Annotated in this window: 13 protein-coding genes; 8 read left to right on the top strand and 5 right to left on the bottom strand. The window is 72.5% G+C overall.

The features are described from left to right. Nucleotides 1-122 precede the first annotated feature (122 nt). Genes QWU11_RS41785 through QWU11_RS41810 form a run of 6 tightly spaced genes read left to right on the top strand, consistent with a single transcriptional unit; the run spans nucleotide 123 to nucleotide 6,415 of the window. Entirely contained in the window at nucleotides 123-1,142 is a 1,020-nt protein-coding gene (locus tag QWU11_RS41785; protein WP_290120127.1) for a Gfo/Idh/MocA family oxidoreductase, read from the top strand. Continuing rightward, complete coding sequence (locus QWU11_RS41790; RefSeq protein WP_290120128.1) at nucleotides 1,139-2,098, top strand: Gfo/Idh/MocA family oxidoreductase; 960 nt, start codon at nucleotides 1,139-1,141, stop codon at nucleotides 2,096-2,098. Before QWU11_RS41785 ends, QWU11_RS41790 begins: the two co-directional genes overlap by 4 nt. Further along, nucleotides 2,095-2,940: a fumarylacetoacetate hydrolase family protein gene (locus QWU11_RS41795; RefSeq protein ID WP_290120129.1), complete on the top strand. Its 846-nt coding sequence runs from the start codon at nucleotides 2,095-2,097 to the stop codon at nucleotides 2,938-2,940. The genes QWU11_RS41790 and QWU11_RS41795 overlap by 4 nt, the downstream gene beginning before the upstream one ends. Continuing rightward, nucleotides 2,940-4,505: a D-aminoacylase gene (locus QWU11_RS41800; RefSeq protein ID WP_290120130.1), complete on the top strand. Its 1,566-nt coding sequence runs from the start codon at nucleotides 2,940-2,942 to the stop codon at nucleotides 4,503-4,505. Before QWU11_RS41795 ends, QWU11_RS41800 begins: the two co-directional genes overlap by 1 nt. After that, nucleotides 4,506-5,333 carry an amidohydrolase family protein gene (locus QWU11_RS41805; protein ID WP_290120131.1) on the top strand — a complete coding sequence of 276 codons (828 nt, stop codon included), beginning with the start codon at nucleotides 4,506-4,508 and terminating at the stop codon, nucleotides 5,331-5,333. Further along, a complete protein-coding gene (locus tag QWU11_RS41810) occupies nucleotides 5,330-6,415 on the top strand; it encodes an alanine racemase (RefSeq protein ID WP_290120132.1) in 1,086 nt (361 codons plus the stop codon). Before QWU11_RS41805 ends, QWU11_RS41810 begins: the two co-directional genes overlap by 4 nt. A 65-nt stretch (nucleotides 6,416-6,480) precedes the next feature. Here the strand turns inward: QWU11_RS41810 and QWU11_RS41815 are convergent, their stop codons facing one another. Then, complete coding sequence (locus QWU11_RS41815; RefSeq protein ID WP_290120133.1) at nucleotides 6,481-7,416, bottom strand: hypothetical protein; 936 nt, start codon at nucleotides 7,414-7,416, stop codon at nucleotides 6,481-6,483. 164 nt (nucleotides 7,417-7,580) lie between these two features. Further along, a complete protein-coding gene (locus QWU11_RS41820; protein WP_290120134.1) occupies nucleotides 7,581-8,015 on the bottom strand; it encodes a nuclear transport factor 2 family protein in 435 nt (144 codons plus the stop codon). 96 nt (nucleotides 8,016-8,111) lie between these two features. Here QWU11_RS41820 and QWU11_RS41825 point away from each other — a divergent pair, with 96 nt between their 5' ends. After that, on the top strand, nucleotides 8,112-8,597 hold the full coding sequence (locus QWU11_RS41825; RefSeq protein WP_290120135.1) for a MarR family winged helix-turn-helix transcriptional regulator: 486 nt from the start codon (nucleotides 8,112-8,114) through the stop codon (nucleotides 8,595-8,597). Nucleotides 8,598-8,602: 5 nt separating this feature from the next. Here the strand turns inward: QWU11_RS41825 and QWU11_RS41830 are convergent, their stop codons facing one another. Then, nucleotides 8,603-9,448 (bottom strand): PIG-L deacetylase family protein, encoded by an 846-nt coding sequence (locus tag QWU11_RS41830; RefSeq protein ID WP_290120136.1) that lies wholly within the window; start codon nucleotides 9,446-9,448, stop codon nucleotides 8,603-8,605. After that, entirely contained in the window at nucleotides 9,445-11,196 is a 1,752-nt protein-coding gene (locus QWU11_RS41835) for a sialidase family protein (protein WP_290120137.1), read from the bottom strand. Before QWU11_RS41835 ends, QWU11_RS41830 begins: the two co-directional genes overlap by 4 nt. A 103-nt stretch (nucleotides 11,197-11,299) precedes the next feature. Here QWU11_RS41835 and QWU11_RS41840 point away from each other — a divergent pair, with 103 nt between their 5' ends. Continuing rightward, entirely contained in the window at nucleotides 11,300-11,677 is a 378-nt protein-coding gene (locus QWU11_RS41840; RefSeq protein WP_290120138.1) for a RidA family protein, read from the top strand. A gap of 269 nt (nucleotides 11,678-11,946) precedes the next feature. On the opposite strand, the gene QWU11_RS41845 is transcribed toward QWU11_RS41840, so the two are convergent. Next, entirely contained in the window at nucleotides 11,947-12,543 is a 597-nt protein-coding gene (locus QWU11_RS41845; RefSeq protein WP_290120139.1) for an IclR family transcriptional regulator, read from the bottom strand. Nucleotides 12,544-12,626 lie beyond the last annotated feature (83 nt).

Below are 12,626 nucleotides of genomic sequence, written 5' to 3' on the forward strand. Positions count from 1 at the left end.
TGTTCCGCCCGAAGCCTTCATGGAAAGTCATTTCATGTCAATAGGCCCACCGGCGGTGACCTCGCACATCCCCCATTGACCCCCTTGACATGCCCTGGCGCGGCGCTCCAGGATCGCTACACATGGAACATCATTCCGCGTCGATCGGCGTGTTGGTCGTGGGGGTGGGCTTCATCGCGGAACAGCACATCGCCGCGATCCACGCCGATCCGCGGTCGCACCTCGCCGGCATCGTCGACGTCGACGCCGCCCGCGCCGCGGGCGCCGCCCGCGCGAACGGCGGAGTCCCCTGGTGGACCGACCTGGCCGAGGCGCTCGCCCGCCCCGAGATCGACGCCTGCGTCGTCTGCACCCCCAACTTCACCCACACGCCGATCGCGGTGGCCGTCGCCGAGTCCGGACGCCACCTGCTCATCGAGAAGCCGCTCGCCACGGACGTGGCCGGCGCGCGCCGGTCCGCCGCGGCGTTCGCCGCGGCGAACCGCGTGCTCATGCCCGCGCACACGCACCGCTGCTATGACTACGCCCGTACGGTCAAGGAGGCCGTCGGCGAGCTCGGGCGGCCCGAGTTCGTGCGCTTGGCCATCCTCGGCGGCTGGATCTGGCCGGACTGGCGCGCGTGGGTGCTCGATCCCGCCCGCTCCGGCGGGCACGCGCTGCACAACGGCGTGCACCTGCTCGACCTGGTGACCTGGTGGACCGGGGACCGGCCCGAGACGGTGTACGCGCGGGGCCGCAAGCAGACCGCCGCCGAGCTGGGGATCCATGACTACCTGGAGATGACCGTCGGGTTCGCCGGCGGCGCGACGGCGGTGTGCGAGATGAGCCGCGGCCACCGTCCCTCCTCCTTCGCCGCGCGCGACGTCCTGGTCGTGGGCGAGGAGGGGATCCTCACCCTGCCCGCGGACGCCGAGGGCGGCACGATCGTGGACGAGTCCGGCACCGGGACGCTCGCCCCGGCGGGCACGAACGGCTTCGCCGTCCAGCTCGGCGCCTGGATCGAGGCCATCGGCGGCGCGGAGCCCCTGATGACGCCGGACGACGGCGTGCTCGCGGTGGCCATGGGAGTGGCGGCCGAACGGTCGATCGCGACCGGCGTCCCGGTGAGGATCGACGACGTGCTGACGGAGGCGGGAGCATGAGCCGCGTACTGCTCGCCGGGTTCGGCGGTCTCGGTGCCGGCCAGGACCACCAGCGTGCGATGTACCTGCCCGCCTTCCATGCCCACCCCGGCTTCACCGTCGCGGGCGCCGTCGGCGAGGCCGCCGGGGTGGACGTTCCCTCCTACCCCGACCTGCCCACGGCGCTCGCCGCGTGCGACGCCGAGGTCGTGAGCGTGTGCCTGCCCCCGGAGAGCCGCGCCGAGGCGATCGTCACCGCGCTGCGCGCCGGACGGCACGTGCTCGCGGACAAGCCGATGGCCCTCACCCTCGCCGAGACCGAGGCGATCGCCGCCGCGGCGGAGGAGTCGGGGACCGTCTGCATGCCGGCGCACCACCAGCGGTTCGCCCCGGCCCTCCGGTCCGCGCGGGCCGCCGTCGCCGCCGGGCGCGTCGGCCTGCCGTGGAACGTCCAGGCCGACTTCCTCGTCGCCGGCGGGGAGCCGTGCCCGCTCGGCGAGCTGACCAACTTCGGCGTCTACCCGGTCGACGTCGTGGCCGCCCTCACCGGCCAGCCCGTACGCCGCGTCCACGCCCGGCCCGGCCGCGGCGTCACCGTGCTCCTCCTCGACCACGACCACGGCCTGACCAGCACGATCTCCGTCGGTCGCGTCAACGAGGCGGCCGGCGTACCGCCGGGCGGCCTGGCCCTGCACCGGTACCGGATCAGCGGCTCGAACGGCGTCATGAACGTCGATGCCGCCAAGCCCTTCGCGACGGTGCGGACGGCCACCGGCGTACGGGCCGCCTGGCACGGGCCGGGCACCGTGGACCGGATGCTCGCCGAGTTCCACGCCGCCGTCACCGGCGGCCGGCGCGCCGAGGTCGGGCCCGCGGACGCGCTCGCCGCGCTCCGGGTCGTCGAGGCGGCGCGGCGGTCGATCGAGACCGGCGCACCCGTAGATCTCATCCAGAACCCTCAGGAAGGCGGAAAGTGAAGCTCGCCACGTACCGCAGGGACGGTCAGGTCCGCCACGGCCAGATCGTCGACGACACTCACGTGACCGACCTGGGCCCGGGTGATCTGAGCCCGCTGCTCGAGCGGCGCGACACGGACGCGGGCGCCCCCCGGTATCCGCTGCAGGACGTCACGCTGCTGGCCCCGGTGCTGCGGCCGGGGAAGGTCCTCGCCGTCGCCGCCAACTACCAGGACCACGTCACCGAGACCGGCGGCGAGCGGATCGACAAGTCGCGGATCTCGCCGCGCCTGTTCCTCAAGCCGGCGACGGCCGTCGCCGGCCCCGATGAGGACATCGAGCTGCCGTCGGTCAGCGAGCGGATCGACTGGGAGGTCGAGCTCGTCGTCGTGCTCGGCCGCGGCGGCAAGGACATCCCGCTCGCGTCCGCGCTGGACCACGTCGCGGGCTACACGATCGGCAACGACATCTCCGCGCGGTCGATGGACTACGGGTACGAGCGCGACACCGACGACTCGGCGGTCGGCTTCTTCGACTGGCTCAACGGCAAGTGGCTGGACGGGTTCGCCGCGCTCGGGCCGTACCTGCTGACCGCCGACGAGGTGCCCGACCCCCAGGCGCTGGAGATCTCGCTGGAGGTCAACGGCGAGGTACGGCAGCGCGGCACCACCGGAGACATGATCTTCAGCGTGGCCGAGCAGGTCGCCTTCGCCTCCCGGCTCATGACGCTGGAGCCCGGCGACGTGATCTACACCGGTACGCCCGCCGGCGTCGGCCTCGCCTCGAACCGGTTCCTGAAGCCCGGGGACGAGATGACGGCACGGCTCGCGGGCCTGGGCACCCTGGTCAACCGCGTCCGCTGATGACCGAGCTGCTGATCACCGGCGGCCTCGTCGTGGACGGCACCGGGGCTCCCCCGCGTACGGCCGATGTCGCGATCTCCGGCGGTCTCGTCGAGGCCGTCGGTGATCTGGCGGGCCGTTCCGCCGTCCGGGTGCTGTCCGCCGAGGGGCACGTCGTGTGCCCGGGTTTCGTGGACGTGCACACGCACTCGGACCTGACCCTGCTGTCCAACCCCCTGGCGCACAGCAAGATCCGCCAGGGCGTGACCACCGAGGTCATCGGCAACTGCGGCCTCGGCGTGACCCCGGTCGCCGGCGACCCGGCCGAACTGCGCGGCGCGGCCGGCTACCTCGACCTCGACCCGGCGATCCGCTGGGGCTGGCATGACCTGCCCGGTTACCTGGACGTCCTGGCGGCGGCGCGGCCGTCGGTCAACGTCGCGGCCCTCGCCGCGCACATCCCACTCCGCGCGGGCGTGGTCGGTTTCGCCGACCGCGCGGCCGAACCCGCCGAACTATCCCGGATGTGCGGACTCCTGGACGACGCACTGGAGGCCGGAGCGGCCGGGGCCTCCACCGGCCTGATGTACGCACCACTGACGTACGCCCGTGAGGAGGAACTGGTCGCCCTGGGCCGTACGGTCGCCTCCCGGGACCGGCTGTTCTCCTGGCACATCCGCGACTACTCCGACAACCTGCTCGACTCCGTACGCCAGGTCCTGCGCGTCGCCGAGACCACCGGCTGCCGGACCCAGATCTCCCACCTCGCGGCGGTCGGGCAGCGCAACTGGGGCAAGGCGGCACGGGCGCTGGAGCTGATCGACGCCGCCCGCTCGCGCGGCGCCGACGTCGCGGCCGACATGTACCCCTATCTCGCCGGCAACGCCCCGCTGTCGCAACTGCTGCCCGCGTGGGCGCAGGCGGGCGGCGAGGCCGCGATGCGGGAGCGGCTGGCCGGCTCCGCCGTACGGCGGCGGGTGCGCGAGGAGTGGCGGGACCTGCCCAACGGATGGCCGGACCTCACGGTCAGCCGCGTCCCGGCCGACCGGCCCGGCCTCACCGGCCGTACGCTCGCCGACCTCGGCGGGGCGGACGCCGCGCTCGACCTGCTCGCCGAGTACGGCAACGCGGTCCTGATGGTGGCCGGCGGGCGGAGCGAGGACGACCTGCTCTCCGTCCTGCGGCATCCCGCCACGATCATCGGGTCGGACGGCCAGGCGCTCGACCCGGACGGGCCGACCGGCCTCGGCACCCCGCATCCGCGCTCGTACGGCTGCTATCCCCGGCTGTTCGGCGACTACGTACGGACCGGGCGGCTCCCCCTGGCCGAGACCGTCCGCAAGTGCACCGGGGCGGCGGCCGCCCGCGCCGGGATCGGCGACCGGGGCGAACTGGTCCCCGGCAAGGCCGCCGACGTCGTGCTGTTCGACCCCGGCCGCATCACCGACCAGGCCACCTACACCGAACCCCAGCACTACCCCGCCGGAATCCGCGCCGTCATCGTCAACGGGCAGGTCGCGGTCGAGGAGGGTACTCATCGTGGTACGCGAGCCGGAGCGGTCCTGCGTGCCGGGCATGGAGGATAAGTGATCGACTTTCACACGCACTGTCATCGTCCCGAGCACTGGGGATGTGAGTGGGAGAAGCACTGGCGGCCGGTCTACGGCCGTGAGGCGCACGACTACGGGCCGGAGGAGTACGACAGGGCGATGGCCCCGGTCACGGCGGCGTGCGTGTTCGGCATCCGGGCGACCGCCGCGGGCGTGCTGACGCCCAACGACTTCACCGAGCGGTTCTGCGCCGAGACCTCGACCGAGACCATCGGGTTCATGGCGCTGGACCCGGCCGACCCGGACGTGCTCGACCAGCTCGCCGACGGTGTCGCCCGCGGCCTGCGCGGCATCAAGCTGTACCCGGTGCTGGCCCTGTTCGACCCGCGCGACGAGAAGCACGACGCGTTCTACCGCGCCGCGACCCAGAACGGGCTGGTCCTGCTCTGGCACATGGGAGCGACGCCGAGCCCGGCCGGCGACCTGTCGGTCAGCAACCCGCTCGTCGTCGACGAGGTGGCGCGGCGGCATCCGGACCTCGTGCAGATCATCGCGCACATCGGCCACCCGTGGCAGCGGGAGACGATCGTGACGCTGCGCAAGAACCGGCGCGTCTACTCCGACGTCTCGGCCTCCTGGGCCCGCCCGATGGACGGTTACCTCGCGCTGGCCCGCGCCCAGGAGTGGGACGTCGTGTCGAAGCTGGTGTTCGGCTCGGACTTCCCGCTGTGGACCCCGGCCGAGGCGGCCGCGGGCCTGCGGGAGCTCGCCTCCTCCCACCCGTCCGGCTTCCCGCCGATCAAGGACTCGACGATCGAATGGCTGCTGGACGGCGACCCGCGACCGGAGATGGGGCTCGCATGACACCGCTGGCCGACCTCGCGACGCCGGCGTTGCTGGTGGACCGGGAGCGGATGGAGGCCAACATCACCGCGATGGCCTCTTCCCTGGGCGGCGCCGGGATCGCGCTGCGCCCGCACTTCAAGACCTCCAAGTGCGTCGAGGTGGCGCGCCGCCAGCTCGACCACGGCGCGATCGGCTTCACCTGCTCCACGCCCGCGGAGGTGACGCTGCTGCAGGACGAGGGCGTCGGTGACCTGCTCTGGGCGCACCAGCCGGTGGGCCCGGCGAAGGTGGCGTTCGCCGCCGAGGCGCTACGCCGCGGCGGCCTGATGATCGGCCTGGACTCGGCGGAGGCCGCCCGGCCGCTGGCGGAGGCCGGGGTCGCCGTGCCGTTCCTGCTGGACGTCGACACCGGGCTCGGCCGTACGGGGGTCGATCCCGCGCGTGCCGTGGAGACCGCGGTGCGCCTGGCCTCGCTGCCCGGATTCGAGCTGCGCGGCGTCATGACGCACGAGGGGCATCTGGGTAAGTACGGCACGGACCGTACGGGCCTGGAGGCGGCGGGCGCCCAGGCGGGCGCGTGCCTGGCCGAGGTCGCGGCCTCCCTGCGCGCCGCCGGCCTGGACTGCCCGATCGTCTCGGTCGGCTCGACGCCGGGCGCGACGTCGGCGCCGTTCGCGGAGGGCGTCACCGAGGCCCGCCCCGGCACGTACGTCTACTACGACTCGGGCCAGGTACGGCTGGGCAGCGCCACGCTGGACCGCTGCGCCCAGACCGTGCTCACCCGGGTCGTCAGCGCCCAGCGGCCGGGCACGGTGATCGTCGACGCGGGGGTGAAGGCGATGAGCTCGGACGGCCTGGCGGGCGGCAGCCTGGGCACCGTCTGCGACCCGTCGGGCCGGCCGCTGGAGGACGTGGTGTTCGGCAACGGCAACGAGGAGCACGGCTACCTGACCGGGCCGGGGACGGCGCGCCTCACGGTCGGTGACCTGCTCCGCGTCGTGCCCAACCACGCCTGCGGCACCACGAACATGTGGAGCGGCCTGCACGTCGTCGAGGGCGGCCACGCGGTCGAGCGCTGGCCGATCGCCGCCCGCCACTGACGGTTCCTCCGCACCTGCCGGGTCCGGACGGGCGCCTTCACGGCGGCCGCCCGGACCCGGCTCCTTCAGCAGGCCGTGTCGGGGTCGTAGACGTCCGGGAGGTCCTGGATCAGCCAGGGACTGCCGCCGGCGAACCAGTACGACGAGGCGTTGGCCGGGTCGCAGTAGGTCGCGGCGGGGTGGCTCCAGCCGGCGATCCAGATGGGCACGCCGGCCATGTCCTGGCCGCCGGTGATCTTGCCCCACTGAAGCTGTGTGGAGTAGACGCCCGCGGTCTTGCCGAGGACCTTCAGCCGCGCGACGGCCGCCGCCACGATGGTGGTGTTGACCGTGGTGTCGCACGTCCAGAAGTTGGCCTTGTAGCAGTCGTCGCCCGGCGGGTTGATGCTGCCCGCCGTCGGGAGTTCGACGTCGAGCCACCACGTCTTGCCGGTGGCGCCGGCCTCGGTGGCGATGCGTACCGAGTAGTCCGCGGCGTTCCATCCCCAGTTGAACGCCTGGCACCTGTAGTCGGCGGCCGCGCAGTCACCGGCCGGGCCGTGGCCCGCGTACTGCGCCGCGGTGTCCGTGGCCGACCCGATCGGCGAGTCCAAGATCATGTACTGGGCATGGACGCCGTTCGGCGACCATGCCAGCGCCTCGTCCATGCAGGGCAGCGCGGTGAACGGGGTGCCGTCGTTCACGCCGACCACCGCGACGTCGGAGTCGGGCGGGAGCACGGGGTTGTGCGCCGGGCAGTTCGGCCACGAGATGTCGTATCCCGTGGCGCCCGTCGGCCAGATGTTGTGAGCGTTGTGCGCCGTCACGGTCTGCCGCGTGGCGGTGGGCCGTGCGGCGGCCCGAGGGATGTACTCCCTGGTGCCGTCGAGGCTCTTGATGGGCAGCCCCCCGATCGCGTCGGAGGCGACCGTGTGGATCACGGTCGGCTCGGGGGCGGGTGCCGCGCCCGCGGGCACCGCCGGCAGCGTCAGCGCGGTCAGCGCCAGCGCGAGTCCGGTCATTAATCTCAGCAAATCTCATCCCTCGGGTCGGCATCGATTCGATCAACGCGTTGAGACACTACATTCACCAAGATCGGGATGAGAGGAGATCGTCGTGCCCGAGCCGGCGGTCCCCGCGATCGGCCGCGGTCCGGGACCGACGCCGGCGCGCCCGGTTCAGCAGGTCAAAGGGCCCGGCCGAGAGGCTCGGTCAGTGCGATCGGAGTGATCTCCAGGCGGTCGAAGCGCCAGCCGTCCTCGGTGCGGCGCGCTCCGTAGCGGTGGAACCCGGCCGCGACGGCTTCTGTCTTGTCGTCGATGACGAACACCGCGATGTCGTGGGCCCGTACCGTGGCGGTCTCGCCCTCGACGTCGATGACGAGGTTGGATTTGCTGTGCAGGGTGCGGACGTACCTGTCATCGCCCGAGCGCACGAGTTCGACGAGCGCCTCGATGCCCCGGGCCTCCCCGCGCGGGGACGTGACGACGACGTCCTCGGTGAAGAGCCGGCCGGTGTCGTCGTAACGGCGGCCGTCGATCCACAGACTGTGGCGGGCGACCAGGTCGGCGAGCTCGGTGCGGTCGGCGAGTGCGCGGATCAGGGTTTCGGTGCCGGCCATGACGGCCTCCTCTAAGTAGTTAGATCGACTAACGTTCGCTTCACTAATGAAGATAGGTCGTTAGTGCCACTAACGCAATAGGGATAGGCTCTCCGCATGGAGACCGGCGACGAGCTGCGATTCGACCACGGCGACGAGACGCCTGAGCGACTCAAGGGCCAGCTCTCGCGCCTCCTCGGCATGACGGCCGCCCAGACGCGGCGCGTCTCGGGCGACGCGCTCCGCGCGGTCGGCGCCCACAAGGACCACTTCGTGGTGCTCGCCGCGCTCGCCGAGTTCGGCCCCGCGAGCCAGGCGGCCCTGTCCGGCCGCGCCCGGGTCTACAAGAGCGACCTCGTCGCGATCCTCAACGACCTCGAGGACCACGGCTGGGTCCGCCGCGCCCCCGACCCGACCGACAGGCGCCGCAACGTCATCACCATCACCGGCGACGGCGAGCACCACCTCGCCGAGCTCGACCGCGTCCTCGAGGACGTCAACGAGCACATCATGGCCCCGCTCGGCCACGACGAGCGCGCCCAGCTGTTCGCCCTGCTCGGCCGCGTCAACGCCCACCTCGCGAGCGCCCCGGACCACGGTTGAGGCGGCTACGGCACGGGGAAGCGTGCCCGCAGGTCGAACCGTGAGTACTCCACGTGCCGGGTCAGCGGGTCGGCGCGCAGGGCGGCCTCTGTCAGGGGCAGCAGGTCACGGGTCTCGTTGTAGAGGCGGGAGTACGCCTCGGCGAAGTTCACGCCCGCCGCGCGGCCGAACTCCCCGTTGCTCGACTCGATCAGCTTGCGGGCGAACAGGCCCGCGTACCCCTGGCTCTCGAAGCAGTCCATCGCCGCGACCTTCCTGTCCACCACCGGGGTGATGTCGACGAACAGGTCGTTGCGCGTCCCGTACAGGGACAGGCCGTCCGTCGCCGCCACGGGCACGGAGGTGAGGAACACCTGCCGTACGTTCGTCTCCGCCCGGCCGTCCAGGTTCTTCAGATGGGTCGAGGCGCGGCCCAGGGCGGCGATCGCGGTCATCGTGGCGACGGTGTGGGTGTTCGCGGTCATCGCCGGATTCTGCGGATAGTCGCAGATGACGACGTCCGGCCGGTGCAGCGCGAGCTGCTCGGCGACCTGGTCCACGACCTCCTCGCGCAGGACGGCCATCGCGTCGTCGAGGTCGAGGGTGACCAGCTCGCCGATCCCCACGATCTCGGCGGCGCGTTCGAGCTCGCCCTTCTTGTGCGCGACGATCTGGTCGAGGCCGGCCGCGGCGATGGCCTCTTCGGGGTCGTCCTTGCGCCACTCCTCGGCGTACCGGTTGGCGTGGATGCGCCCGCCGTGGGTGAGGATGAGCGCGACGACCTCGTCGCCGTTCGCGGCGTGGCGGGCGAGCGTCCCGCCGCAGTTGGTGATCGTGTCGGCCGGATGGGCGTAAATCGTCATGATCTTCATGGCTGCACCGTGATGAGTCGGGACCAGACCTGGTAGGGGTCCGGGACGGGCTTGGACCAGTTGGCGCCGCGGTCGCCGAAGAGCAGCATCCGCCCCGGGCCGGTCGGGAGGAGGACGCCGTTCGCGGAGTTCTGGTAGTCGGCCTCCACCGGGCGGGTCCAGGTGTGCCCGCTGCCGTCCGGCGAGGACAGCAGCGCCAGGCCGGGACGGCCGACGAGCAGTACGAGCGGGCCGCCCGGCAGGAGCGTCAGCGACGGGTACACGCTGACGACGTTCTGGCCGGCGGCGATCAGCGGGGTGGCGGCCGACCAAGTCGCCCCGTCGTCGGTGGACCGGGAGACGTACATCGGCAGGTAGCTGCCGATCCGCATGACGATGAGGAGCGAGCCGTCCGCGACGCGTTCGAGCGCGCCCTCGCAGAAGCCCTCATAGCCCGCCGCCGTCGTCAGGTTCGGGTTCACCGCGACGGTCGCGGCGACGGTCCAGTTCAGGCCGCCGTCGGTGGACTTCAGCACGATCTGCCGGTACTTGGCGTCGTTCGCGTAGAAGCCGTATCCGGACTGGTAGAGCGTGCCGCCGGGGTCCTCCACGACGGGGTGCACGAGCGCGTAACCGCCCTGGGAGAAGCCGGGCCGGTCGGTCTGCGTCGAGATCGGGCGCATCGCGGTCGGCGCCGTCATCACGCCCGTACGCGCGGTCCAGGTCGCGCCGCCGTCGTGGGAGACGCTGGAGTCGACCTCGGCCTTGAGATCGCCCGAGCCCGCGACCATGTAGGTGTGGTACGAGACGGCGAGCACGTCGCCGTTCCGCAGCCGGGTCAGGTTGTAGGAGGCCGCGTCCGGCATCGGGTTGGCGGCCTGGTCGGCCACCCACGTCCTGCCCAGGTCGTCGGAGTAGGCGTACCGCGTGCCGGTCGTGGTGTTGTTGTCGCCGTGCGCCGGATAGGCGAGCAGCACGCGCTGCCCTCCGCCGTGCGGCTCGACGACCGCGGCGTTGGGCATCTGCATGGGCGTCGAGGACTGGTCGATCGTGACCGGCGGCGCGACGGTGAACGGCGCGGTGCCGCCCGGCGGCGGGGTGTCGACCGCGGGCCCGTAGCCGACGTCGTCGAGGTAGACGTCGTCTCCCGAGGTCGGCGTTCCGTCGCTGGAGAACTGGTAGCCGGTGACGTCGGCGAGGGCGCGTACGCCGACCGGCCCGCCGTCGCCGACATAGGTCCCGCCGACGTAGACGTGCGCGGCGCTCTGGTCGGCGGGCACCCGGACGTCGATGGAGGTCCACGCGGTCTTCGGCACGGTGCCGGCGGGCGCGACCTGCGTCCAGTCGACCCCGTCGTACCAGCGGATCCGGCCGGTGCCGTCCACGACCAGATGGAACACGGACTGGACGCCCGTGACGTTCTCCTGGTGGCCGAGCAGGTCGACCAGGAAGCCGTTGGCCAGCGCGGCGGGATAGGCCCAGAAGCTGAGCTCGGCGCCCTGCCGGGCGGGCTGCGCGCACGCCACCTTGGTGATCGCGGTGGTGCTCGTGTCGTTGACGCGCAGGGACCGCGTGCTGTCGTGGCCGCGGGCGCCGCTGACCAGCGCCGGCGCCGCGCCGGACGGCGTCGTACAGCCGGACGGCACCTGCCCGACGGTGTCGCTCTCATACGTCCGCACCGTGACGGCGGCGTTCGCCCGACCGGTCACGGCACCGGCCATCGTGGCGGCGACGGCCAGGGCGAGCAGACCTCTGGTGATCCGGGACATCGGCTTGGGCCCTCTCTCTCGGCATCCCGAGAAATACGACACGGAATGCCGTTCCATGTCAACGGTAGAGTCGGAGACTCCACGTACGAGAGAAAGGCGCAGCATGCAGACCATTCACCCCGACCACTTCCCCGTCCCGGTCGTCCCGCTCAGCCACGGTGTACGGGCCGGGGATCTGCTCTTCGTGTCCGGGCAGGTCGCCACCGACGCGGACGGCAACGTGTTCGTCGGCGACTTCGAGGCCGAGGTGAACTCCGCCATCGACAACGTCGAGGCCGTGCTCGAGGCCGGGGGCGCGAGCCTCGCCGACGTCGTCAAGGTCGGCGCGTACCTGTCGAACGCGGCGCTGTTCCCGCGCTTCAACGAGGTGTACGCACGCCGCATCGGCAACGTGCCGCCGGCGCGTACGACGGTCGTGGTCGACTTCGGCCACCCCGACGTCCGCGTCGAGGTCGAGGCGATCGCCCACCTCGGGAAGTAGCCCGCCGGGCGAGGACCTCCGCCGTACGGGGGTCTTCGCCCCTCCCTCGATCCCGTCTGCGACACTCCCCCGGTGGCACTCACGACCGGCGCGCCGTCCGCCGACCCGGCGCAGGAGTTCCCCGAGCTGGCCTCGTACGCCCGGACGACCGTGCGGCGGCCCGCGCGCCGACCGGGATGACGGTCGGGCGCGGGGGCCACGCGGGACTGTTCGTGTGCTCCGCCGACCCGGTCCACCCGCCGTCGTTCTTCACGCGGTGACCCGGCCGGTCACGTCCCTGCGGCCGGGAGGAAGCCGGCCGGGCGCAGCGACCGGTGCACGATCCGCAGGGCGGCGTCGAAGTCCGGGTCGGCGGTGAGGCCCGCGGCGGCGGCCTGGAGCTCGCCGACGTACTCCTCGTACTGCTTCTCGGTGAACTCCCCCGACGGGCCGGAGACGCTGATCGCGGCCAGGCACTCGTCGCCGATCAGCAACGGCACCGCCACGCAGCGCAGGCCCGCGCTGCGCTCGTTGTCGTCGAGCGCGTACCCCCGCTCCCGCGTCACGCGCAGCTCCTCGGCCAGGCCGTCGAGCGTGACGATCGTCTGGTCGGTGAGGGCGGGGAACGGCTCGTCCGGGGTGCTCGCGGCCAGCAGGCCGGGTTCGACGTGCGCCAGCAGCACCTTGCCCAGGCCCGTGCAGTAGGCGTGGTCGCGGGTGCCCGGCGGCGCCATGAAGCGCAGCGGTCGGTCCGGCTCGGTCACGCAGATGTGCAGCACCTGCGCGCCGTCGAGGACGCCCAGGTTGGCGGTCTGCCCCGTCTTGTCGGCGACCGGGCGGAGAGGCGTCAGCCGTCGGCGACGATCTCCCAGATCCGCACCGCCCACGCGACCGGCCTGGCCCGGTAACCGATCGAGCGGACGGCGAGGTGACCGGTGAGCGTCAGGACCGCTTCGCCGGTGGCGGCGTC

It is taken from the genome of Actinomadura sp. DC4 (assembly GCF_030406325.1).
GTDB lineage: Bacteria > Actinomycetota > Actinomycetes > Streptosporangiales > Streptosporangiaceae > Actinoallomurus.